Raw genomic sequence first — 23,378 nt, forward strand, 5'->3', positions numbered from 1 at the left:
TCCTGGAACAGGTCCGGCGGCGCAGCCTCGAATCATGACTGACGCGATGATCATCGGTGGCGGCTCCGGCATGGGCCTTGCCCTGGCCCGGACCCTGCTCGCCAAGGGCATGAATGTGACAATCGTCGGCCGGTCCGCGGACCGGCTCGCTACGGCCCGGGCGGAACTGGAACGACCCGGGCACGGGAAGATCAGCACGATCACGGCCGACATGGGGCGGGAGGAGGACGTGGACGAACTGTTCACCCAGGTGGGGCGAGTGGATCACGTGGCGGTGACCGCGGCGGACACGACCGGTGTGTACGGCCGGACGACCGACGTCACCGTCGCGGCAGCACGGGCCGTCGTGGAGACCAAGCTGCTCGGTGCCTGGCTCGTCGGCAAGCATGCGGCAGGGCGAGTCACCGGGTCGATCACGTACACCTCGGGCATCAACGCGTACCGGCCGAACGGGTCGAACACGATCATGGCCGCGGCCAACGGCGCGCTCGCGTCGCTGGCGTACGGGCTGGCGATCGAACTGGCGCCTGTGCGAGTGAACGTGGTTTCCCCCGGCTGGGTGGACACCCCCATCTGGGACCGGCTCGGCATGGACAAGAAGGCGGCCTTCGGCGAGCTGGCCGAGCGACTCCCGGCCCGCCGTGTCGGCACCCCCGACGACATCGCCCAGGCATTCCTGTCGGTGATGCACAACGGATTCATCACCGGAACCGTTCTGCACGTCGACGGGGGACACCGCCTCACCTGATCCGGCGCACGGGCACCCGGGCACCCGCCCACGACCACGTCGCGCCGGCCCCGCCCGGCGCCCGCGACGCGTATGGGCCCAGGAGGCTGTTGCGCGCTCGCTCACGACCGGCGTTCCCTTCCAACAGCCCGGCCCAGCCAAGGTCTTGGACCGGTTCGGGCATGCGGATGCCTGACTGGAGGGCAGGCGGCTCAGCGTCACCCCGGGCAGCCCGGCAGGGGCCCAGCCTCGTCCTGGGCAGCTCCGGGGGCGCCCCGCCCACCGCCCGCCTCATCGCCGCCGTCCCGCGCGAGCCGACCGAGGCCGCGCAGCTCGCCGGCGAAGTCGCCTCGCTGCTGGAGCCCGGGCCGTGGCGGGTCCTGTCCGACCAGAGGCACCTGGGAGACACCTCGGCGCGCCGCGCACAACGCTCTTCGACCGGGACTCCCGGTCGGGAGTCCCGGTCGGCCCGGGGACCACTACTCGGGTGACGCACCACGTCGTCGTGGCCGACAGCCGAGCACCGGGGCACGTCGGCCCACCGCGCCAGGCCCGGCATCCGGGTCGCCGACGTCCCGGCCCGCACCGGCCGGCGCCCGCTGATCCGGCCCAGGTCCACGCAGCGGCGAGCCCCTGGCCTTTCCGATTCTCCGGATCAGACGGAGTCGTATTCAAGCCAGGAAACGGATTGCCAAGGACCGGCTTTCCATAAGGGTTTCCTTGAGTCACTCTCAAAGAGCGGTTATAGGTGACACGTTGGATGTGATCACCATCTCCGAGCCCCCGGGAACCGAAGTTCTCCACAACCCGTCCGCGAGGCGGCAATACCCCTGCCGCGAGTGGCCAGTTGGCGCAACCCCGTCCCGAATGGTGAGATAGGCTCAGTTCTCGGCGCCCATCCTTCAAGAGCGTCCGATCACTCACACCTTCAGCGAACGAGGTCCACGTCAGAGGACCCGACCGTCGCACTCCGCCGGCCTTTCCCGCGCCGGTGGCCCACGCCTTCGAGCAGGAATTGATGTCCGTTCAACCAATTGCGGAACTCATACGTTTCGCCCGGCACAACTCGCCTTTCTACCGCGATCTCTACACCCGTCTCCCCGATCACGTGACACGTCTCACGGATCTCCCGGTGGTGCCCCAGGCCGATTTCTGGCGAGCCAACACCCCCCGCGACAACCGGCTGCTGACCGCCCCCCTCAACGAAGCGGTCGTATTCCGCAGCGGCGGAACCACGGGCTCACCCAAGTTCTCCTACTACACCCGCACCGAATGGCGCGAATTCACCGCGGCGTTCGGCTCCGGGCTCGTCCATGCCGGGCTCCGCCCCGGGCACCGGGTGGCGGACCTCTTCTACGCGGGCGACCTGTACGCGAGCTTCAGCTTCGTCCTCGACTCCTTGCACCGCTCTCCCGTGTCCAACGTCCGTCTGCCCATCGGCGGCGCGACGCCCTGGGAGTCCACCGTGGCGACCCTGGAGGAGTTCCGGGTCCAGGTCGTCGCCGGCACCCCGACCACACTGTGCTCGCTCGCCGAACGCCTGGCCGGCGCAGACCGGACCCTGCCGGACGTGGAGCTGCTCTTCTTCGGCGGAGAATGCCTCTTCGGAGACCAACTCCCCCTGCTCCGACAGGCGTTCCCGAACGCCGAACCACGTTCCCTGGGGTATGCGAGCGTCGACGCGGGGCTCCTCGGCGAGGCCGTGCCCGGCGGGGATCCGCGCGTGCACCGCGCGTTCGCCCCGCACACCGTGGTCGAGATTCTCTGTGACGACACCGACGAACCCGTTGCCGACAACGGCATGCCGGGGCGGCTGGTCGTCACCGACCTGCGCAGACGGCTCATGCCCGTGCTTCGCTATCCGGCGGGCGACCGCGCCGAGTGGGTGGACCGGGACGCGGGTGTCTTCCGCATCCTCGGGCGCGCCGAGGAAGGCGTACGGGTGGGCCCCGTCACCCTCTACACCGAGGACGTCCATGACGTCGTCACCGCCGCCGACACCCGAGGCGAGGTGACCGGCCTGCAGCTCGTGGTCCGGCGCCGGGACGGCCGGGACGGCCTGGTGCTGCGGCTCGCGGTCACCGATCCCGGGAAGGTGCCCGCCGCGCTGGAGGAGGCCGTCGTGGCGGCGCTCCTCGCCGAGCGTCCCTTCTACGCCGGCGCGATCGCCGCCGGGCACGTGAACCCGCTCGACGTCGCATGGGTACGGCACCAGGATCTCGCGGTCAACTCCCGCTCGGGCAAGCTCATCCGGGTCGTCGACGAACGGCCCCACTCATGAGCGCGGCGCCTGCGCACACACGGCGTCTGCCGCTGGTCGTGCGCAACCCGTCCTTCGGCAGGGTCTGGGGCGGCCAGCTACTCACCCAGGCGGCGAGCCGTATGTTCCAGGTCGGCGCGGTCTGGTGGCTCGTCGGGTCCGCCGGCGGCGACCACCGCGGGCTGGACTCGGGCCTGTTCCTCATGGTGAGCACCGTGCCCGCGGTGGCCCTCGCTCCGGTGGTCGCCCGCATCGTCGCACGGCACGCTCACCGCACGGTGCTGGCGAGCGCGGCAGCCGTCGCGGGCACGGTGGCGGTGACCGCGGGCGTCCTGGCCTGCACGGGAGCCCTGCCCATCGCCGCCGCCTACGCGGTCGGGCTGGTGCTGGCCGCCTGCCAAGCGGTCTTCGATCCCTGTCTGACCACCTCGGTGCCGGAACTCGTGGAGGACACCGACATCGAGTCGGCCACCGGCTTCGAACTGTCCACCCAGTCCGTCGCCGGACTCTGCGGCGGGCTCCTGGGCCCTCTCGTGGTCGACGCGGGCGCCCTGAGCGGCGTCACCGCCGCGTGCGGCGCCGCGTACCTGCTCGCTGCCCTGCTGATCGGCTCCACGCGCTTCGGGCACCGTGGCGCCGGAAACGGACCGGCCCCCGAGCCGCGCACGCTGCGCCGGGTACTGACCGGTCTGCCGTTCATCCGCCGTGTGCTGATCTGCTTCGCCGCAGCCAACGTCTTCACCACCGCCGTCTACGTCGTGATGCCGCTGTACACCCAGGAGGTGCTGCACGCGACCGGCTCGACCGTCGCCTCACTGGAGACAGCCCTCGGTGCGGGCACCTTGCTGGGGTCGTTCACGGGCGGACGCCTGCCCGGCCGTCCCGTCACGGTCGGCAGCCTGTGCCTCACCCTGATGGCCGCGGCCCTCGCTCTGCCGGGCCTGCTCGCCGGACACGCGGCGGCCCTCGCATCGATGGCCGTGGCCGGGTGGTGCGTCGGCGTGATCGGCGTACGGTTCGTCGCGCTGTTCCAGCGGCTGGTGCCCGCCGACGACAAACCGGCCTTCTTCGCGGTCATGCAGGCCGTGCTGGGCGCCACGTTCCCGGTGTCGTCCCTGGTCTTCGGCGCGCTGGGCGACCACCTGACGGCCGGCACGCTGTGCCTGGCCCAGGGCGCGGGACTCGTGCCGGTCGCGCTGGCGCTGTGGTGGCTCGGCAGTCGCGCGGACCCCGCCGGGCCGCACAGGCCGGACACAGCGGCGCCGGTCCCCGTGGGAGAAGCCTCGTGACGGCCCTCCTCTCCCCCGCGTCCGTCCAGGACATCGCAGAGCTACGGCAGTTGTACTTCGACGTGTACGGGCACGGCTACCCGGTGCCGCTCGGCAGCGACCCGGTGGTGATGCGCCGCCTGATCACCGACGGCACCGCACACTGGCTCACGGCCCGTGGCCCGGCGGGCGGCCTGGCCGGTTCCGCGGTCGTGCTGACCGAACCGGGCAGCCGCATCGGCAAACTGGTCGGCCTCGCGGTGCACCCCGCCCATCGCGGCGGCGGTCTGGCCTCCCGGCTGACCGAAGCGGTCTGCGACCAGGCCTTCGCCACGGGACTACTGGACTCGGTGTACGCCACCGTCCGTCTGGTCACCGAAGGTCCGCAACAGGTCGTCGTACGCAACGGATTCCGCCCGCTCGGCCTGCTGCCGAACGCCGTGGAGGTCGAGGGCTGCGAAACACTCGCGCTGTTCGCCCGTTACGCCGACGGTGTGCTGGAGCGCCGTGCGCCCGTGGCGAGCGTGCCCGGGCGACTGTCGGCTCTGCTGTCCGCCGCCTCCTGCGGCGTCGGCATCGACTACACCCGGACCCGGCCTGCTCCCTGCCGCGATACGGCGGCCACCGCCGACGCCGTACCGATCGAGCTGATCGCGGCCCCGGCCTTCGTGCGGCGCCGCTTCCTGGAAGTGTTCCCCACCGCGGATGACCGCTTCTTCCCGCTGCACACGCCCAACGCGGTCCTGGTGGCAGCCGACGGCCGCGTCGAGGCGTACGCCGACCTCGATGCCGTCGCGGGCAGTTGCGCGCTGGTCGCGGTCCATCCCCGCCCGGCAGCGGTGACGGGAACCCTGGAGGCGATGATCGCGTCCGTCGCGCGGGCCGGTGCCGACTACGTCGAGACGCTGCTGCCACTGGCCGACACCGAGGCGCTGGAGGTGTTCCTGGCCTCGGGGTTCGTGCCGAGCGCGGTCTATCCCGCGATGCGCCGCGTGAACGACCGGCTCCACGACTACGTCGTGCTCTCGCGCACCAGCCGTCAGATCGACTTCCGCACAACCGCCGTCAGCCCGCTGCTCCAGCCGTACCTCAGTGCCTACCTGAGTGCCTGGACCACCACCTACCTGCCCCTTCACGAGGTCTGCCGATGAAACCCCATCTCGCTCCCGTCGAGGTCCCCGACCCGGCGGCGCTCGCCCATGTGCAGCGTCTGTGCGACCTGGCGGAGCCGTACGCCTACGGCCCCGACACCGACGCGCTGTTCACCGCCGCCATGGCGCAGGCCAACGCCTGGCACGCCCGCCGGTCCCCCTTCTTCGCCGCCCTGCTCGAGGACCCGGCCGAAGCACCTGCCCCCACGGTCGGCGACGGCGTGCGCAGCCCGCTGGTGCCCGCCGCCTTCTTCAAGCGCCACGAGCTGCTCTCGATCCCGCGCGACGAGGTGTTCCTGCACCTGACCTCCTCGGGCACCACGGGCCAGAAGTCACAGATGTTCTTCGACGAGTGGACCATCCGCTCGGCGCAGCGCATGGTGGCCCGGATCTTCGACCACTACGGCTGGATCACCCCCGAACAGCCCGTGAACTACCTGCTGTACAGCTACGAGCCGGCTCCGGCGCTGAAGCTCGGCACGTCGTTCACGGACAACTACCTGTGCGACTTCGCCCCGGCCCGGCACACCACACACGCCCTGCGGCACACCGGCACCGGCCACGAGTTCGACGTGAACGGCTGCATCACGGCACTCCAGCGCTACGCCGAGGACGACGTCCCGGTCCGCATCCTGGGCTTCCCCGCCTTCCTGTACTTCACTCTGGAGCGAATGCGGGCGATGGGCCTGCCGCCCCTGAGGCTGCCCGAGGGATCGCTGGTGGTGCTCGGCGGCGGCTGGAAGGGACACGCCGACCGGCAGATCGGCAAGGACACCTTCTACGCCGAGGTCAGCGACCGCCTCGGGATTCCCGCCGAGCGGGTCCGCGACACGTTCGGCTCCGTCGAGCACTGCGTGCCGTACGTCGAGTGCGCCCATCACCGGCTGCACGTGCCGGTGTGGTCGCGAGCGGCCGTCCGTGACACCGGGACGCTGCGTCCGCTGCCGTACGGCGAGCGGGGCTTCCTGCACCTGGTCAGCCCCTACATCACCTCGGTCCCCGCGCAGAGCGTGGTGATGGGCGACCTCGCGTCGCTGCACCCCGGCGCGGAGTGTCCCTGTCCGCTGTCCACCGGCTGGTTCACCGTGCACGGCCGTGCCGGGGTGAGCCGCAACCGCAGCTGCGCGGTCGCCGCCGCCGAACTGATGAAGGGAATGTCGTGAGCACCTCCGTACTCCACCTCTGGCAGGGCGAGTTCGTCGACGACGCCGAGGCCGGCCGGCGGCTCGCCGCTCTGCCCGAGCTGGCCGGGCGGGTCCTGACGCGTCCCCTGCCCACCGACGTGGTACTCGGCGCCTGTGCCGCGGTCAGCCGCGACCTGGCCGACCCCGCCTCCGCCCTGTACGGCCGGCTGGCCGGTCAGTTGCCCGCGGACGAGGTCGCGCCCCTGCTGGCCGAGCTGGCGGCCGCACTCACCCGGGAGGCGCTGGAGCGCAAGCTGCGGCGGGAGCTGGGCGGTCCGCGCCCGGAGCGGCTGACCCGGCCGGACGCCCGCGAGACGGTGTACGAGGCGTGGGCGCCCGTCGGCCTGTTGGTGCACATCGCGCCGGGCAACGCCGCCGCCGTGGCCCCGCTGAGCGTCGTCGAGGGACTGCTCGCCGGCAACCTGAACGTGCTGAAGACCAGCAGCTCCGACTCGGCCCTCGCCCTCGACGTGCTCGACGCCCTCGGTGCGGCCGACCCGTCCGGGCTGGTCGCCGAGCGCATCGTCGCGCTGCGCTTCTCCTCCGCACGCCGTGAGTGGCTTCAGGCGCTGTGCGAGCCGGCGGACGCGATCGCGGTGTGGGGTGGTGAGGACGCGGTGCGTGCGGCGGGCGAACTGTCCCAGCCCGGTTGCCGGGTGGTCGAGTGGGGCCACCGGATCTCCTTCGCCTACCTGACCCGGGGAGCGGCGTCCGAGGACGGCGTGCTCGACGCGCTCGCCGAAGACGTCTGCCGGTTGGAGCAGCAGGCGTGTTCCAGCCCGCAGGTGGTGTATCTCGACACTGACGACACCGACGGCTCCGAGGCGCTCTTCGCCTTCGCCGGCCGGTTCGCCGAACGGCTGGCGAAGGTGTCCGACGCGCGTCGGGCCCCCGCACCGGACCCCGCCGAGCAGGCGGAGATCACCACGGTGCAGCAGCTCGCCCGGCTCGAACAACACCTCGGCCTCACCCGCGTGTTCGCCGCCGAGGACGGATCCTGGCGGGTCCTGGCCGACACACGTGCCGCGCTCGCCGCCTCCCCGCTGCACCGCAGCGTCTGGGTCAAGCCCCTCCCCCGGCACGCAATCACCGCGACGCTGCGGCCCATGCGCCGCTACCTGCAGACCGCGGCGATCGCCGGCGACCGTGCGGACGTGGCCGAGGTGTCCCGCGCCGTGTTCGCCGCGGGCGTCACCCGCGTCACCCCGGTGGGCTCCATGCTGGAGGGCTACGAGGGCGAACCCCACGACGGCGTCTACGCGTTGCAGCGCTACAGCCGCAGGGTGAGCGTGCGCGCCACGGACACGGACTTCCGTACGGTGCCCTGTCTGGACGACCTCGTGGCGCCACCCGCACTGCCCCCGGCGCCGGACGCGCCGCTGCTGGGCAAGGAAGGCGTGCAGCGCGCGCTCGCGACCCTGGATCCGCGTCACGCACAGCTGTACTTCCGCAGCGGAGGCTCCACGGGCGCACCCGCGCTGTCCGTGTTCACCTGCGACGACTATGACAACCAGATGCGCGCCGCAGCGGACGGACTGCTCGCCGCCGGCTTCGACCCGGCACGGGACCGGGCGGCCAACCTCTTCTACAGCGGTGGCATGTACGGAAGCTTCATCAGCTTTTTCTCCATCCTGGAACGCCTGAACGCCACGCAGTTCCCCATCGCCGCCGGCCCCGACCACGCCGTGGTCGCCGAGGCACTGGTCGCCCACCGGGCCGACGCCCTCTTCGGTATGCCGTCCTACCTGTGGCAGCTGCTGCACGCCGAGGCCGACCGGCTGCGTGCCTACGGCGGCATCCGCAAGGTGTTCTACGGCGGCGAGCACTTCACCGCCGAACAACGCAGGGTGCTCACCGACGACTTCGGGGTCGAGGTGATCCGTTCCGCGGCCTACGGCAGCACCGACCTCGGGCCTCTGGGCTACCAGTGCACGTCCTGCGACGGCTCGGTCCACCATGTGCTCACCGACCTGCACACGCTGGAAATCCTGGATCCCCGGGAGGACCGGCCGGTGGCTCCGGGCGAACCGGGCCGGCTGGTGTTCACCTCCCGGGCCCGGGCCGGCCAGCGCCTTGAGCGCTACGAGATCGGTGATCTGGGACGTGCGGTGGAGGGCACCTGCGCGTGCGGCAGCACCGTGCCGCGCCTGGAACTGCTCGGGCGTTACGGCGATGTGCTGCGCGTGGGCACGTACTTCGTCAACTACCGGCGGATCGTCAGGGCGTTGGAGGAGCGGCTCGCGTATCACGGCGAGGTGCAGCTGTCGGTGGCGTCCGGTGCCGACCGGGAGGAGCTGGCCGTCCGCCTAGACGAGCAGTACGCCCCCGACCCCGACGCCACACGGACCGCGCTCACCACCGAGGTCCCCGAGCTGGCCTCGGCAATGGAGGAAGGCCTGCTTTCCCTCACGGTGCAGAGCGTGGGGAGGGGGGCCTTCGAGCGCACCCCGACCAGCGGCAAGCTCCGCACGGTCATCGACCTGCGGCGAAACTCCGCCTGACGGCCGCTGCCCGCGCCGACGCCCTGTGGGCGGACGGTCGGGCGCGGATCAGTCACCTGGTCGGAACCGGAGCGCCGACCAGGTGTCGTCGATGGCGATCTGCCGCACGGGGCGCAGGCCCCGCGCCGAAAGCGCGGCGGCCAGGGTGTCGCGGTTCAGATCCGTGGCGAGCTTCCCGCCCTTCGGGTAGGCCACCCAGGCGAGGGCGTCTCGCTGCGCGGCGGCGACCGCCGCTTGCGCCCCCGCCGCCAGGAGGTCACCGGAAGTGGTCACGAAGGCGAGCACCGCATCGGCCGAAGCCGCGTCACCCAGGGCCTCGGGCTCCAATTGGACGTCGTCGGGTTTGCCCAGTACGGCAACGCTCTGACCGGGCTTGATCTGCAGCTTGCTGATGACGGACACCGCCTGATCCTGCCATCCGGGATGCGGCATCGCGACCCGCCTCGCATCGGGGCAGGTACCGGGCCTTTGCGTGGAGTCGCGAACGGTCTCCGCATGATGTTCACGCTGGTGTCGGCCGGCAAGGGCCGACTAGGTCGGTGAAGACCGGGTCGTGCTTCGGCCCGGCCCCCGCGGGCCCCAGAAGGCAGGATGGGTCGAGGCTGCACGGGCTCACTTCTTGGTCGCACTCGAAGAACGTGTGCGGCCGTTGTCACGTCGCTGCCCTGATCGAGCGGCATCGCGGACCGCGTCGTAAACCTCGTCGCCTACCAGGGCAGAGGGCCCGCCGCGTCGAAGTAGCCGCCGGTCGGGCCGTCCGGCCCCAGTTGAGCCATCCGAACGATGATCTCGGCGCCCTGCTCGACGGTCTGCACGCCCTCGTGCCGGTTCAGGTCCGTAGCGGTGTAGCCGGGCTCCACGGCGTTGATCCGCATCCGGGGGAACGCCTTGGCGAACTGCACGGTCAGCATGTTCACCGCGGTCTTGGAAGTCGGGTAGGCGACCCCGGGATAGCCCTTGCCGGCCTGGGCCAGCGAGGCCAGGCTGCTGCTGACATTGACCACGACCGGGGCGGCGGAGCGTTCCAGCAGTGGCAGGAAGGCGTGGGTCACCCGGACCAGGCCGAAGACGTTGGTCTCGAACACCTCCCGCATCACGTCGGCGGTCAGCTCCGCGGCGCCGATGATGTCGCCTCGCGGTGAACGCACCTCGATTCCGGCGTTGTTGACGAGGACGTCCAGGTCGCCGTCGGCCTCAATGGTGGCCACCGCGGCGGCGACCGACGCATCGTCGGTGACGTCGAGTTGTACGAACCGGGCGCCGAGCTCGGCCGCGGCCGCCGCGCCCCGCTCGATGTTGCGCGCCCCCAGGTAGACGGTGTGGCCCGCGGTGATCAGTTGGCGGGCTGTCTCGTGACCGAGGCCTTTGTTGGCCCCGGTGATCAAGGTTGTCGTCATAGGGCACAGCTTCCCTCGGGGATGATGCGATCGCCCAGTGGTTTACAACGCGGTCCGCGATGCGGCTCGACCAGGGCGCCGAGGCCCGTCGTGCGATCGCTTCGCTGGTCCCGGACCGCTCCGCCCATCGACCGACCCGCCGCGAGCGGAGCACCGAGCTGGTGCTGGCCCGACAGTCGGCCTGCTGATCACCTGCCGGCCTAACTGTCGGGCCGACACGTCCTGAACTCAATCGCGGACCGAGTCGTCAGCGGGCCGAGCCAGCCTCCAGCCGGCCAAACGGGACTCGTCGTGATGTGCGGGGCGGGCAGCCGGCGCGAAGTCCCGGTCGGCAAGCCCGACGATCACGCCATCGCCGGTCCCGCGGCGGGCTGACCACGAAGATCCACCTCGCGGCGGACGACCGCTGTCGGTGGCGCACTGAGGATCCTTCGTTGCGGGGACCCGACCGGCAACGGCTCCGGGGTCCTGTTGCGCTGTTTGCAAGTCTCCCGGACGGGGATCGCCGCTCGGATGCCGCGATTGCGTAGGTGCTCGCGGATCGCGCGGGAGGAGTGGGCCTCATCGGCAACAGCAGGGGGCTGAGGTGGTCGACCATGCGGTCGGCTGAGACGTGGAGATACAAGCAGCGGAGCGACCTGGCCCTTCGTCGCGTTCGTGCGCCAGTACGCCGTGACCAGTAGCGCTCTGTCTGCCAGGTGCAGGCTCCGCGACCTGCCCGGACCGGGTAGTGCCGCCACTCACTCGAATGGCGAGGCGCGCCATCGTGCACGACACGTGCTGGTGTCACGCCCGCGCCGTCAAGAGCACCACTGTGGGCCAGAACGATTCAGCGTACGGACCCGCTCTGCTGGGGGCGGGTCCTCGGTCTGCCGGCCGCTCGACAGGTCCCAGAAGCGGTCGCGCTGGAACATCGTGGGCGGCATTTCGCTATCGAGAATGGATGCCCCAGAGCGACTTGGTGGCCGCCCTTCCGCTGCTGCACCATGGCGTGGCGTGATGACCGGCGTGGACGTCCAAGCCAGGCGGCGCGGCGCGGCCGGCCGTATGCCGGTCCGTCATGGATGGCCGGAGCGTGCGTCCTGCTGGAGCCGGGGAGCGACTCCTTGCCTCACTGCAGGTACGGAGCGCGTACCGGGTGAGCTGAGTGGGTTGGGTCGGTGGAGAGGTCACATGCTGGACGAGGTCGAACGAGGGCTGCTGCAAGCGTTGCAGATCGATGGACGGGTCGCGTTCTCGCTGGTCGGTGCGGTGCTGGGGGTTTCGGATCAGACGGTCGCGCGCCGGTACGCGCGGCTGCGGGCCGAGATGGGTGTGCGCGTGCTCGGCGCGGTGTGGCCGGAGGCAGTGGGGCGGCAGTTGTGGCTGGTGCGGGTGCGGTGCGCGCCGGAGGCGGTGGCCGGGCTTGCGCGTGCGCTGGCGAAGCAGGCAGAGACGTCGTGGGTACAAATCGCCTCGGGTGGTGCGGAGATCGTGTGCATGGCACAGGCGGCGGACGCTCCGGCCGGTGAGGCGGGCGTGCTGTCCCGGCTCCCCCGCACCCCACGGGTCACCGATGTGAGTGCGCACTGCGTACTGCACACGTTCTTCGGCGGCAGCGAGAGTCCGCTGACGAGGAACGGACCGCTCACGGCCGAGCAGTGCGCGCAGCTTCGGCCCCCGCGGGCCGAGCGCCCTGCCGATCCGGAGGAACTGTCCCCGCAGGACAACCTGTTGCTCGACGCGCTCGCGCTGGACGGGCGGGCCGGGTTCCGATCGCTGGCCGCGGTGACCGGCTGGTCACAGACGACCGTGCGGCGGCGGCTGGCCGAACTGCGCGCGGGCGGGGTGGCGTACTTCGACGTCGATGTCGACCCGGCGTTGCTGGGATTGCGGACGTCGGCCGGGGTGTGGCTGAAGATCGCGCCGGGTGAGCTGGTAGCGGCGGGAGAGGCGCTGGCACAGCATCCGCAGGTGAGTTTCGCGGCTGCCACTACCGGTGTGTCCAACCTGTACGCGAGCGTGCAGTGTCCCTCCAGTGCGGCGCTGTACGCGTACCTGACCGGTCCGGTGGCGGCGTTGCCCGGGCTCATGTCGGTGGAGACAGCGCCGAGTACGCGGGTGGTCAAGCAGGCGTCCCCGATCGTCGGATAACCCCGCGAGAGAACTGTCTGTGTCGGATATCGCCGACCCGGACGGTGTTCCTGCCACCGGGGGCCGGAGCGAGGAGATGCTGCCGGAGCACGAAGAATCCTCGTTCCGAGAAGGAAGCCCCGATGCCCAACGCGTTCGACCCGATCACGGTCGGCCCGCTCGGCCTGCCCAACCGGGTCGCCATGGCCCCACTGACCCGCCGCCGCGCCTACGGCGACGGCCTGTCAGCCACCCCGCTCATGGCGGAGTACTACCGGCAGCGCGCGACCGCCGGGCTCATCATCGCTGAAGCCGCCCAGCCCAGCCGCGTCGGCCAGGGCTACACCGACACCCCCGGCCTGCACGACACGGCACAGGTCAGGTCCTGGCGCCCGGTCACCGCCGCCGTGCACGACGCGGGCGGCCGCATCTACGCCCAGCTCATGCACGCCGGCCGCAACAGCCACCCCGAACTCCTGGGCGGCGGGCTGCGCCCGCTCGCGCCGTCCGCGGTCGCAGCCGAAGGCGTCGTACGCGTCCACGGCGGCGAACCGGCCGTCCGCAGGCCCTATCCGGTGCCGGAAACCCTGACGGTGCAGGGGATCGCGGACACGATCGCCGACTTCGCCGACGCGGCCGCGCACGCGATCGACGCCGGGTTCGACGGTGTCGAACTGCACGGCGCCTACGGCTACCTCATCCAGCAGTTCCTCTCCGGAAACGCCAACCGCCGTACCGACCGCTACGGCGGCAGTGTCGCCGGGCGGATCCGGTTCCCGCTGGAACTCGTCGACGCCGTCGCCGCGCGTATCGGACCCGAGCGGGTCGCCCTGCGGATCTCCCCCGGCTGCACGGCGTTCGGCCTCGACGAGCCCGACCTGCACGAGCTCTATCCGGCGCTGGCCGACGGCCTTCCACCTGCCCTCGCGTATCTGCACGTCTTCGAGTTCCCCGGCCACCGTGACCTCACGGTGAGGCTCCGGGAGCGCTGGGCAGGGGTGTTCATGCTCAACCCGCACGAGACCCACCAGGACTGGCCCGCCGGGCCCCGACAGCTTCATCTGATCGACGACGGGCTGGCTGACCTCCTCTCGTTCGGGACGCTGTTCATCGCCAACCCCGACCTCGTGCATCGCCTCCGCACCGGCGCGCCGCTCGCCGAGGCCGACGAGAGCACGTTCTATCGCGGCGACCACCGCGGCTACACCGACTACCCCGCCCTGGCAGGGGTCCCGTCCTGACCGCGGTCCGCACCGCGCAGCGGTCGGAGTCTGGACACCGTCGCCATCGCCATGGCCGGCAGTGGCATCGACGCCGTCCTGTTGGCGCTTGAGCCGGGTGTGGAATGCGATCCCACCGATCACCGGGCCTACTGCCTGATGGTCAGTGGGCCTACACAGGTGAAAGGTGGCTTCGCCCATCTCGCGTGGGCCGGCGAAGTACTGCCCCGCGGGGGGCGGCTTTGTGGAGGGGGCCACGACCAGGTGCGGCGACAGCGCACTTCCGCGTCCAGCGGGATCCGACGGACCTGGTTGCGGCCGTTCTCGATGCCCAGCCGTCTGGCCTCGGCGGCCAGTGCGCCGAGGGTCCACTCCGGCGGCCCGGCCTGATCCGCTGCGGCCGGCTCTCCGCCGGCCCACACGGTCAGCCGACCTGACAGCGGACGTCCGACCCGGCCGAAGCGGTCAAGGCGGTGCAGCCATAGGCGCACTGTCCTGGGATTGCACCCCGACTCATCCGCGATGGCAAGCACTCGCTGTCCGGACCAGCTCAGTTCCACCATCCGTGCCCGTAACGCCACCGTTCAGCACCCCCGGGCAGCTGAACCACTCCGCCACCAGACCACCGCCCAGGACGGCACCGCAGCATCCTCACAGTCCTACGGCGTCGCAACAGCGCCGTACTGATCTGCGTCGCGGCGCGTCCGTACCGGAACCGCCGGGCCTGATCGCGTACGACCCGCGGCACCGGGGCATCGCGCGGCAGCAGTTCCCTGTACAGCGCAGTCGGGTTCACCGAGGCGAGGACGGCGCGGCGGGCCCGGATCGTCTCGCCGCCGCAGACGACACCGGTGGCCTTCCCGTCTGTGAGGAGCAGCCGCCACACTGGCTGCCCGGTGCGGACGTCCACCCCCAGTTCACCCAGGAGCGACCTCAGCGCCCGCCGCCGACTCCAGGCCGCACACGACAGGCTCGGTGCCCGCCGCCAGCAGATCACCCGCCTGCTCCGGCCAGCGGATGATCCCCGCAACCTCGCCCCCACGCCCGGCGAGCAGGCCCATGTTCCTCGCGGCCTCATGCTGGTGAGCGCTGGGGGACGAGAGGCTTCCGGCCATTCGCCGCGAGTTCCCGCTATTCGATCATCTCGGTGACGAGACGTCGATACGGTGACGCCATCGCAACGCCGTGCTCATGAACGCGGCGAGGTCAAGGAAGGGACGGCAGCCATGGCCAAGATCAAGGGGCAGGTCAAGTGGTTCAACGAGTCCAAGGGCTTCGGGTTCATCACCCCGGCCGACGGCAGTAAGGACGTCTTCGTGCACTTCTCCGCCGTCCAGGGGAACGGCTTCAAGACGCTTGCCGAGGGGCAGAACGTGGAGTTCGAAATCCAGGACGGCCAGAAGGGCCCGGCGGCCGTGAACGTCACCGCGATCTGACCGGACTGCCAGCGGGAGCACCGGCCCGCGCGCCCGCGACGCTTCGCTCCGCCCGTAGCCGCTCGTTCCAGTTACGGCAGGCGCGGGCGGAGCGCCCTTCCGCGCCGAGCCGGCACCCAGGCGCCGGTGCCGAGATCCTCTCGCAGCTCCGCGAGCGAAGCCAGCACCGCCTAGGTCGTCGCCACGACCACGACCCCACTCGGTCGCGTGAACACGACTGAGATGCTGCTCCCCTCACGGCTTCCAGAACTGGGAGTCCGCCGAGGCGCGAACGTCGTCGGATACCGGCCGACCGAGCCACTCACTACGGGACGGTCGTCCCGTCGCCTGTGGGGCCGTTTCGCTGGTAGCCCCAGTTGCGTGAGGGCGCAATCGCACGGAGGAGGGTCTCATCACGGCTCAGCACACGACGGGCTTGTCGCATTCGAACCACACCGAGTGCGCGGTGGGCTGGAAGTCCGGCGTGTTCCATGCGGTGCCGTGCCCGGGGTTTCCCGCAGCAGCGACAGCCAACTGCTGGTGGCAGTCGCTGGTTGCGTAGATGTGCGCCGTCTTGTCCGTTGCGTTGGTGCCGTTCGTCGCACCGTCCCTCACCAGGGGATTGCACTTGTCCGTCGGTGGGTTGCGCAGTCCGATAGACAGGCCGTGACCGGTCGTGTAGAGGAAGTCGCCGTGGGCAACTCCCGCGGCTGCGGCTGGCGATGCCCCCACCGCGACGGCCAGGAGGCTGGCGACGGGCAGGATGAACATGGTGCTGATCCGATAGGGCATGAGCCCTCCCCCGTTCTTGTCACATCTTCGGCGAGCCGTGCGCAACCAGTCGAACCGCGCTGATACATGAGCCAGGCTCCTGGCGGCACGCATGCTCAAATAATGCCTAAGGATCTGAGGTGCACAGTAGGGTCAGAATTCGCCAAATAGTGGTTAATCGAACTCCTGGCCTCACGTCGCCGCCGCGGGCGACGAGGCCGGCGCGGAAGTCCATGAAGGCGTCGTCGGAGCAGCTTCCGCCGATCAGATAGCCGGCGGCCCACGCGTCCCAGCGAAAGCTCGCCGCGTGAAGCTGATCGAAGCACTGCCGGATTCGGGGACCGTCTGTTTCGAGGTCGTCGCGAGCCGGTCGGCGAGGACCGCTGCGAGCGTCCGGTTCGGATCACTGGAGGCTGAGGCCACGTCGGTACGGACCGTTTGGACAATCGGCCCGAAGTCGCCGATGTTCACCGCCGCGCTTTCTCACCTGAGCCTGACGACCGAGCCGAGGGTCGGCCGCGACGCCGAGGCCAGCAGTCGCGAGGGCGGGCTTCCCTGAACTTTCCTGCTGGGCGCCTCGACCACCTCTGGGCGGGCCACAGCATCGGTCCGCCGACAAGGCCGTTCGGATACCGGGCTCCCCGCGACGCGGGCGGAGCCGGACAACGGTGCTGGCGCATGGGCGGCCCGGGCCTGGTCGCCAGAAGACGGGCCAGGTCGCCCTCCCCTCAGCGGGGACCTGCGTGGTGTCGGCCATGCGTGCGTTCTTGCGGTCACTGCTGAACGTCGGTGCGCGGGATCCACAGGCGCGGGGTGACGTAGTCGGGCCGTCTGCGCTCTTGGGCACGTACGCGCCGATCTCGTGAAGGCGCACGGGCAAGTCCGGAAGCGAGGTATACCGGAACGAGCACCAAGGCCCGGGAATGTTCCCGTGCGCGGCGGGAACATCCGGTCTGACCGGCAGCGTTGCACTGGCCGAGGGACCGGCGCCGCGCGGGCGGGCAACAGGGAGACCACAGGGTCGTCCGCCCCGACGCGATCCGGGCCCCCGGGTCCGCGGTACGCCCGTCGCGGACCCGGACCGAGGCCTTTTCCCACAGGAGGACTGTTTCATGACTGACCGGCCCTTGACGCTCATGGCGGTGCACGCCCACCCCGACGATGAGGCCACAGGAACGGGAGGTGTCCTCGCACGGTACGCGGCGGAGGGCATCCGCACGGTCCTCGTGACGTGTACTGACGGCGGTTGCGGCGACGGACCGGGGGGCGCCAAACCGGGCGATCCCGGGCACGATCCGGCGGCCATCGCCTCGATGCGGCGTCAAGAACTCGAGGCAAGCTGTGACGTCCTCAAGGTCAGTGATCTGGAGATGCTGGACTACGCCGACTCCGGGATGATGGGCTGGCCGACCAACGACGCCCCCGGATCCTTCTGGCAGACCCCCGTGGAGGAAGGCGCCGCCCGACTCGCGGAACTCATGCGGCACTACCGACCCGATGTGGTCGTCACCTACGACGAGAACGGCTTCTACGGCCACCCCGACCACATCCAGGCCAACCGCATCACGATGGCGGCGCTGGAGATGACCGAGCTGACACCGAAGGTGTACTGGACCACGATGCCCCGCTCGATGATGCGGCGATTCGGGGAGATCATGCGCGAATTCGGTGGGGACTGGCAGGAGCCGGATCCCGCCGAGGCCGCCGCGATGGCCGAGATCGGGCTCCCCGATGAGGAGATCACCACCTGGGTGGACACCACCGCGTTCGGCGGTCAGAAATTCGATGCGCTGGCCGCGCACGCCAGCCAGGGCGAGAACATCTTCTTCCTCAAGATGGGCCAGGAGAGGTTCACCGAGTTGATGGGCATGGAGACCTTCGTACGTGTTCAGGACACCACCGGCGCTCCCGTGCCCGAGAACGATCTCTTCGCCGGACTGCGCTGAGCATGCACCATCTTGAAGTACCTGGTCAGGGGTCTGGCATGGTGCTGTGCGAGGGTGCTCGTGCTGATCGTGGGCCGAAGTCTGCGACGTAGACCGTCCGTCAGCGGAGTCCGTCGAGGTTCGACAGGACGAGCAGGGCACGCATCAGGTGGGTGGCACGGGCGAGGTCAGTGCGAAGCTTGGTGCGAATCCGCCAACTCGGCAGATGCGCGAAGCCGTGCTCGACCGGGGCGCGTCCGCTGGCGAGCATCCGATTGGCTTCCTTCTGACCGGTGGTGAGCCTGGCCGCTCGGGATGGTCTTGAAGCCCGGTGACGACCAAGGGGGCTTTCTGGTCGACGACCACGGAGGCGTCCTGGTCGTCGTCCAGGCGATGAAGCCCAGATCGGTCAGGGCGGCGAGACCGGCGGCAACAGGCGCGCGAAGAGGTGGTCGCGTCGGGCGGCGGCGATGTCGTGAGTGCGGCCGGGCCGGTCAGCGGAGATCCAGATCATCCGGCCTCGCTCGTCGGTCAGGGCCAGGACGTGCAGGCCGTGACGGTGGTGTTCCCGGGAATGGTCCGGGCGGTTCGCGACGCCGGTGCGGCGCTGGGTGGGGATAGGAGTGCCGTCGGTCGAAACGACCTCGCTGCCCCGCTGGGCGGTCTTCTTCGGGGCGCGGCCCGGCCTCGCGGGTTTCGCAGTGAGCAGGCCGATGTTCTCGTCGCGCCGAATCCGCGCAGTGGTGGCGGAGATGCTGTTACCGTCGGGCATGTCGGACATATCAGCCAGGCGCACGCTGGTCGTGCCGCAGCACCGCGAGGACGATCAGCGTGATCTTCCCGGGCCCGCAGCGCACGCCGACGCGGGCGCATCGGCTTCAGGCGGCGGCGCGGCAGGTCGGCGACATGGGTCACGGTACGGGTGGACAGCGGCAGACGACACTGGTGGACGAGGGAGCCGGTGCCCCCTGACCGACTCTCTGGTGTTGGTCACACAAACTCAACGGCGTGCCACGGCAGTGCGGGCCAAGGGCAGAGGATGGGAGCCACAGACACAGGCCGGGGCCCTGGCTCGTTCCTGGGCGACTTCCCCGACCGGACTCTCCACGCCACCTTCGAGCGGCGCTCCGGCTCACCCGACCTGCTCGCCCGCCCGGCGGCGCCGAGCATAGGCAATGCAGAGAGCGGCGACCAGCGGCCCCCAGCCCAGGAGGGGGGCATAGCAGACATCCATGATCACGCCCGCTGTGCCGTGCGGGAAGTCAGGGTTGTCCAGCGGCCCTCCTGGCAGCAGCGTGACCGCCGCACACAGCCCTGTCACCATGATGGCGCCCGCTGCGGCAGGAATGACCACCACCAGCGGCGGGATGCGGCGGCCGCCCAACCGTGGAACCCAGCGTGGGACCCGCTCGCCCCAAGGCTTCACCAGACCAAGCGTCAGACAGGCGGCTGCCTGCGAGGCCACCGACAGGATCAGCACGTAGACCATGATTGAGGTCCCCGTGTACATCGAACCGAGTCGGCCGGTGAAACCGACACCCACCCCGAACCCGAGGGAGAGCCGCCACACACACGAGGGCACTGTACAAAGCACGGTCGCCCAGGCCGCCCGGACTGCCCAGCGAGGGGCGGCAATCCGGGTGTCCGACGGCGATAACCGACAGGGCGTCAGGGACATCAGGGACTCCGGTGAGGCGCGGCGGACCGATCGCTTCACGATGTCACCACCCAGCACTCGACGGCATCATCCGACAGGCCGCGCTCTCTCCCCCACGCGGGCGACCCGCGCCTCAGTCCCCAGGGTGATTCCAGAGCCGGGCGGACGTCCCGGGCGAGCTGCTGCGGCGATTCGGGCACCGCGTGGCGACTGGCGGCCACGGAGGTGTCCTTGCGCCGCAGGTTGTCCGGGCACACCGCGTACAGCGACGGATACCGTCCAGGATGACCGCGATGTGCCCGGGGACCGGGCCGCGGCGGTCGACGGGCCGAGGAGTGCTCCGGCGGCTGGAACAAGTCTCCACGATTGCCCGTCCTCCCAGACGGCAGAACACGAATGGCACCGTCATCGTAGGAGTGGTGATCAGGCGCATGGTGATCAGCCGAGATGCGCCTGGCGCGCACCAGGAGTGCGTGACAGCGTGCCGAGCACCTCTCCCCGCACCACAAGGCTGACCTCCAGCGCCGCCACCGACGGCGGTTGCCGCACATTCCACGGTGATGGCAGGCTGGCCACCGACATTCATGAGGAAGGCCGGCCTTAACGCAGATGAACAGCAGTGCCCTGAGCGCCTTGGACCGTGTGGCCGGTCACCAGCAGCGCTTCGTATCGTCCTTCGAGAAGTACTTCGCCGAGCTCGCCCGTGACCTCAGCGGTCCGAGGCTGGGCCGCTTCACGCCCCGGTGTCTCGAATTGCTGGCGGATTTGTCATTGCGCGGCGGGAAGCGGATCCGGATCGCTCTGCTCTACGAGGCGGCACGCCTCGTCACGGAGGAAGAGGTACCGGGGCTGCTGGAGGCCGCGCTGAGTCTCGAGTTGCTCCACAGCCACGCGCTCATCCTTGACGACATCATGGACGACTCGCCCATGCGTCGCGGTGGCCTCTCGACGTACTACGCGTGCCGCGAAGACCTCCCGGACAACCCGCAGGCCGCGATGGGACTGGCCATGATGGTCGGTGATCTCGCCGGTTTCCTGGCCCTGCGCATTCTGGTCCAGGCAGACCTGCCCGCCGACCGCAAGCAGGCCATGCTCGACGTCCAGCTCGGTGTGACGACGGACACCGTCATGGGCCAGATCCTCGACCTCGAACGCGACGTCACCTCCTCAGCTGATGAGGGGCTGCTGGAGACTGTGTGCGAGTACAAGACCACCCGCTACACCATCCTCGCCCCCCTGCGGCTGGGCCTGCTGGCCGCGGGTGAGGACGTGGCCGGGCATGAGGAGAGCCTGCGCCGCTACGCCACACTGGCCGGCATCAGCGGTCAGATGCGTGACGACTACCTCGACCTCTTCGGCGACCCGGAGGTCACCGGCAAGCCCATGGGTGCCGACCTGCGGGCCGGCCGCCTCACCTACCTGGTCCGTGACCTGCTTGCCGCCACGGACGCAGACGAGCACGACACCGTCAAGGCCGCTCTCGGAAACCCCGACTGCACACCGCAGACCATCGACCGTATCCGCGACATCGCCTACCGCCATGACGTGCACAACCGCCTCCGATCAGCCATCGACCGGTACGCCGAAGCCGCCTCCGCCGAAGCCGCGTCCTGGCGTCGGCACTGGCGAGAGGACGCCGTCGCCGTATTCGAGCAACTGCCCTCGTGGAACACCCGGAGGACCAGCTAGTCCCGCGCCTCCCTGCCCGATCGAACGGCCCGACGGTGCAGACGTTGACACGATGTATCCGCCCTTGACCGGTAGCCGTTGAAGACGCGCCGGAGCGAGCAAGGGGAGGACGGACCTCGCAAGTGCGAGGCCTGTGGTACGCCTACGCCGACGGGAGGTCCGGCGCGGCATCGACCTGGACCTGGAGCCGGACAGGCTGTCCGGGATCGTCATCGAGAACGGCGCCGGCAGGTCGACGCTGTTGACCATCCTGGCGGTACGGGGTACAGGCACGGCCCGGCTGTTGCCGAGGCTGCTGCGGAGCCGCACCCGCGGGCCGGTCTTCGTCACCCGCCGGTGCGCGGGCCCCGGCGAGGTGGTCTCCGCGCGGGACGTGTGCCCGGACACCGGTCTGGCCCGTCCATCCCGCGGGCAAGCCGGTACTGCTGGACCAGCGCACCGCCCTGTGCGGGCCCGACTCCGGCTGGGACCTGCACGAGCGGCGCCACTCCGGGCTGACGCATCTGGGCGAGCAGGGCGCGTCCGAGCTGCTGCTGATGGCCAAGTCCCGAACGAGAAGGCGGGGAATGTCCCCCGCTCCCTCAAGCCCCCCTGACGCGTGGCCGCCGTCGTATGGCTCCGGCCAGCACCGTGGTCACCAGCTGGTTGACGGTTGCCGTGGTCGGTGGGTCGGTGTCGCGGTCCGCGAACAGCAGATGTCCGCCTCCGACCAAGGAGAGGGTGAGTGAGTCGATGTCGGCGTCGGCCGAGATGCGGCCCATGGCGCGCTCGTCGGTCAGGTAAGCGGAGACCGCGGTCGTGACCTGGGCGAGGATCGCGATGCCGCCTCCGGGCCTGGCTTGCCGCAGCCGCGCGCGCAACTCGTCCCGGAAGGTGATGAGCGGGATGATCGCCACGGGAACCGGTCCGAACAGGGTGGTCAGCGCGCCAGTGAGGTTATCGGCCACGGTGCCGGTGCCGACGGTGTCGCGCAGCGCATGCGCTTGCGTCTCGAGCTGTGCGGCCCGGTCGAGCACCAGCTCGGTGAGGAAGGCGTCGAAGTCGGTGAAGTGCCGGTGCAGGACGCCTTTGGCGCAGGCCGCCTCATCGGTGACGGCCCGGCTGGTCAGCCCGTTCGGACCATCCCGCAACAGCACGCGTTCGGCGGCGCCGAACAGCTGCTGTCGTGCGTCGTGAAGGTGTACCCCGGTCGGCACTTCCAGATCCTCTCGTGCGCCAGGCTCCTGGCATCCATTGAGCATGTGGGCGCTCGCCCACTAAAGTGAACGCATGCCCACTCTACCGCGAGAGCAACCAGAGCCGGTTCAACCGCATCAGGCTCGACAGATGGCCGAGTCTTTCGGCACGGATGCGCAACGCTACGACCAGGCCCGACCGGGCTACCCCGATGGCCTGGTGGCGCGTATCGTCGCCGGGAGCCCGGGGCCCGACGTGCTCGACGTCGGCTGCGGCACGGGCATCGCGGCCCGTCAATTCCAGGCCGCCGGTTGCGTCGTGCTCGGTGTCGAGCCGGATGCGCGGATGGCCGAGTTCGCGCAGGCCCGAGGATTGCGGGTCGAGGTGGCGGCCTTCGAAGCCTGGGAGCCGGCGGGCCGGGTGTTCGACGCATTGATCGCCGCCCAGTCGTGGCACTGGCTGGATCCGGCCTCCGGTGCCGTGAAAGCGGCCCAGGCGCTGCGTCCGAACGGGCGCCTGGCGATCTTCGGGCACGTATTCGAGCCGCCTGCCGAGGTAGCCGAGTCGTTCGCGGCTTCCTACCGTCGGGTGGCGCCCGACTCACCGTTCAGCAACCAGCCGGCGCGACGTCCGCTGGCCATGTACCAAGCGGGATACGCGAAGATCGCCGACAAGATCCGCGAGACCGAGCAGTTCAACGACCCGGAACAGTGGCGATTCGACTGGGAGCAGTCCTACACGCGCGACCAGTGGCTGGACCTGCTCCCCACTACCGGCGGCCTCACCCGGCTTCGTCCCGATCAGCTGGCCGAGATACTGGACGCAGTCGGCCACGCCATCGACGCCCTGGGTGGCCGCTTCACGATGCACTACACCACTTTGGCGACCACCGCCGTACGCGCGGGTACCCCTTGATCCACTGCCA

The 23,378-nt window shown here is 70.3% G+C and carries 23 protein-coding genes and 2 pseudogenes; 14 read left to right on the forward strand and 11 right to left on the reverse strand.

Annotated elements, in window-relative coordinates; translation table 11 throughout:
• Positions 1–34: 34 nt before the first annotated feature.
• The 6 genes from ADK64_RS28190 to ADK64_RS28215 all read left to right on the forward strand — a co-directional run bounded on the left by ADK64_RS28190 (position 35) and on the right by ADK64_RS28215 (position 9,091).
• A complete protein-coding gene (locus ADK64_RS28190) occupies positions 35–748 on the forward strand; it encodes an SDR family oxidoreductase (RefSeq protein ID WP_053663350.1) in 714 nt (237 codons plus the stop codon).
• A 997-nt stretch (positions 749–1,745) separates the two neighbouring features.
• The gene (locus ADK64_RS28195) at positions 1,746–3,008 is read left to right on the forward strand and encodes a phenylacetate--CoA ligase family protein (RefSeq protein ID WP_053663352.1); all 1,263 of its coding nucleotides are present in this window, start codon (positions 1,746–1,748) and stop codon (positions 3,006–3,008) included.
• Positions 3,005–4,276, forward strand: coding sequence for an MFS transporter (locus ADK64_RS28200; protein ID WP_053663354.1), 1,272 nt, complete (start codon positions 3,005–3,007; stop codon positions 4,274–4,276). The genes ADK64_RS28195 and ADK64_RS28200 overlap by 4 nt, the downstream gene beginning before the upstream one ends.
• A complete protein-coding gene (locus tag ADK64_RS28205) occupies positions 4,273–5,406 on the forward strand; it encodes a GNAT family N-acetyltransferase (protein WP_053663356.1) in 1,134 nt (377 codons plus the stop codon). Before ADK64_RS28200 ends, ADK64_RS28205 begins: the two co-directional genes overlap by 4 nt.
• Positions 5,403–6,569 carry an acyl-protein synthase gene (locus ADK64_RS28210; RefSeq protein ID WP_053663358.1) on the forward strand — a complete coding sequence of 389 codons (1,167 nt, stop codon included), beginning with the start codon at positions 5,403–5,405 and terminating at the stop codon, positions 6,567–6,569. The genes ADK64_RS28205 and ADK64_RS28210 overlap by 4 nt, the downstream gene beginning before the upstream one ends.
• On the forward strand, positions 6,566–9,091 hold the full coding sequence (locus ADK64_RS28215; protein WP_053663360.1) for an acyl-CoA reductase: 2,526 nt from the start codon (positions 6,566–6,568) through the stop codon (positions 9,089–9,091). Before ADK64_RS28210 ends, ADK64_RS28215 begins: the two co-directional genes overlap by 4 nt.
• A gap of 48 nt (positions 9,092–9,139) precedes the next feature.
• Here the strand turns inward: ADK64_RS28215 and ADK64_RS28220 are convergent, their stop codons facing one another.
• Positions 9,140–9,493: a hypothetical protein gene (locus ADK64_RS28220; RefSeq protein ID WP_053663363.1), complete on the reverse strand. Its 354-nt coding sequence runs from the start codon at positions 9,491–9,493 to the stop codon at positions 9,140–9,142.
• 305 nt (positions 9,494–9,798) lie between these two features.
• A complete protein-coding gene (locus tag ADK64_RS28225; protein WP_053663365.1) occupies positions 9,799–10,488 on the reverse strand; it encodes an SDR family NAD(P)-dependent oxidoreductase in 690 nt (229 codons plus the stop codon).
• 59 nt (positions 10,489–10,547) lie between these two features.
• Between ADK64_RS28225 and ADK64_RS48485 the strand changes: the two genes are divergently transcribed.
• The gene (locus ADK64_RS48485) at positions 10,548–10,676 is read left to right on the forward strand and encodes a hypothetical protein (RefSeq protein ID WP_267888566.1); all 129 of its coding nucleotides are present in this window, start codon (positions 10,548–10,550) and stop codon (positions 10,674–10,676) included.
• Between the two features lie 383 nt (positions 10,677–11,059).
• Here the strand turns inward: ADK64_RS48485 and ADK64_RS49125 are convergent.
• A pseudogene (locus ADK64_RS49125) lies at positions 11,060–11,207 on the reverse strand (IS5/IS1182 family transposase); the annotation flags it as partial.
• A 454-nt stretch (positions 11,208–11,661) separates the two neighbouring features.
• On the opposite strand from ADK64_RS49125, the gene ADK64_RS28230 reads away from it, so the two are divergent.
• Positions 11,662–12,621 carry an Lrp/AsnC family transcriptional regulator gene (locus tag ADK64_RS28230; protein WP_053663367.1) on the forward strand — a complete coding sequence of 320 codons (960 nt, stop codon included), beginning with the start codon at positions 11,662–11,664 and terminating at the stop codon, positions 12,619–12,621.
• A gap of 122 nt (positions 12,622–12,743) precedes the next feature.
• Entirely contained in the window at positions 12,744–13,841 is a 1,098-nt protein-coding gene (locus tag ADK64_RS28235; RefSeq protein ID WP_053663369.1) for an alkene reductase, read from the forward strand.
• Positions 13,842–13,969: 128 nt separating this feature from the next.
• Here ADK64_RS28235 and ADK64_RS48490 read toward each other — a convergent pair whose 3' ends face one another.
• Both ADK64_RS48490 and ADK64_RS47570 read right to left on the reverse strand, forming a co-directional pair.
• A complete protein-coding gene (locus ADK64_RS48490; protein ID WP_324614445.1) occupies positions 13,970–14,401 on the reverse strand; it encodes a helix-turn-helix domain-containing protein in 432 nt (143 codons plus the stop codon).
• 345 nt (positions 14,402–14,746) lie between these two features.
• Positions 14,747–14,935: pseudogene (locus tag ADK64_RS47570) on the reverse strand (hypothetical protein); the annotation flags it as partial.
• Between the two features lie 111 nt (positions 14,936–15,046).
• Between ADK64_RS47570 and cspE the strand changes: the two are divergent.
• Entirely contained in the window at positions 15,047–15,256 is a 210-nt protein-coding gene (gene cspE / locus ADK64_RS28245; protein WP_053663373.1) for a transcription antiterminator/RNA stability regulator CspE, read from the forward strand.
• A gap of 399 nt (positions 15,257–15,655) precedes the next feature.
• On the opposite strand, the gene ADK64_RS28250 is transcribed toward cspE, so the two are convergent.
• Together ADK64_RS28250 and ADK64_RS43525 are read right to left on the reverse strand one after the other, a co-directional pair.
• Positions 15,656–16,027, reverse strand: coding sequence for a hypothetical protein (locus tag ADK64_RS28250; protein WP_053663375.1), 372 nt, complete (start codon positions 16,025–16,027; stop codon positions 15,656–15,658).
• A gap of 106 nt (positions 16,028–16,133) precedes the next feature.
• Complete coding sequence (locus tag ADK64_RS43525; RefSeq protein ID WP_078992878.1) at positions 16,134–16,340, reverse strand: DUF4240 domain-containing protein; 207 nt, start codon at positions 16,338–16,340, stop codon at positions 16,134–16,136.
• Between ADK64_RS43525 and ADK64_RS28255 the strand changes: the two genes are divergently transcribed.
• Together ADK64_RS28255 and ADK64_RS28260 are read left to right on the forward strand one after the other, a co-directional pair.
• Positions 16,314–16,565, forward strand: coding sequence for a hypothetical protein (locus ADK64_RS28255; RefSeq protein WP_053663377.1), 252 nt, complete (start codon positions 16,314–16,316; stop codon positions 16,563–16,565). The two genes, ADK64_RS43525 and ADK64_RS28255, sit on opposite strands and share 27 nt — an antisense overlap.
• Before the next feature lie 553 nt (positions 16,566–17,118).
• Positions 17,119–17,952 carry a PIG-L family deacetylase gene (locus ADK64_RS28260; protein WP_053663379.1) on the forward strand — a complete coding sequence of 278 codons (834 nt, stop codon included), beginning with the start codon at positions 17,119–17,121 and terminating at the stop codon, positions 17,950–17,952.
• 100 nt (positions 17,953–18,052) lie between these two features.
• Here the strand turns inward: ADK64_RS28260 and ADK64_RS47575 are convergent, their stop codons facing one another.
• From ADK64_RS47575 to ADK64_RS28275, 3 genes are all read right to left on the reverse strand, one after another.
• Positions 18,053–18,202, reverse strand: coding sequence for a hypothetical protein (locus tag ADK64_RS47575; RefSeq protein ID WP_053663381.1), 150 nt, complete (start codon positions 18,200–18,202; stop codon positions 18,053–18,055).
• Positions 18,203–18,340: 138 nt separating this feature from the next.
• Positions 18,341–18,712, reverse strand: coding sequence for a transposase family protein (locus tag ADK64_RS47580; protein ID WP_053663383.1), 372 nt, complete (start codon positions 18,710–18,712; stop codon positions 18,341–18,343).
• A 351-nt stretch (positions 18,713–19,063) separates the two neighbouring features.
• Positions 19,064–19,420, reverse strand: coding sequence for a hypothetical protein (locus ADK64_RS28275; protein WP_199829727.1), 357 nt, complete (start codon positions 19,418–19,420; stop codon positions 19,064–19,066).
• A gap of 777 nt (positions 19,421–20,197) precedes the next feature.
• Here ADK64_RS28275 and ADK64_RS28280 point away from each other — a divergent pair.
• Entirely contained in the window at positions 20,198–21,277 is a 1,080-nt protein-coding gene (locus ADK64_RS28280) for a polyprenyl synthetase family protein (protein WP_053663387.1), read from the forward strand.
• Between the two features lie 581 nt (positions 21,278–21,858).
• On the opposite strand, the gene ADK64_RS28285 is transcribed toward ADK64_RS28280, so the two are convergent.
• Positions 21,859–22,473: a TetR/AcrR family transcriptional regulator gene (locus ADK64_RS28285; RefSeq protein WP_053663389.1), complete on the reverse strand. Its 615-nt coding sequence runs from the start codon at positions 22,471–22,473 to the stop codon at positions 21,859–21,861.
• A 73-nt stretch (positions 22,474–22,546) separates the two neighbouring features.
• Here ADK64_RS28285 and ADK64_RS28290 point away from each other — a divergent pair, with 73 nt between their 5' ends.
• Positions 22,547–23,368 (forward strand): class I SAM-dependent methyltransferase, encoded by an 822-nt coding sequence (locus ADK64_RS28290; protein WP_053663391.1) that lies wholly within the window; start codon positions 22,547–22,549, stop codon positions 23,366–23,368.
• The last annotated feature ends 10 nt before the right edge of the window (positions 23,369–23,378 follow it).

Origin of the sequence: Streptomyces sp. MMG1121, assembly GCF_001280015.1 — a bacterium.
Taxonomy (GTDB): Bacteria; Actinomycetota; Actinomycetes; order Streptomycetales; family Streptomycetaceae; genus Streptomyces.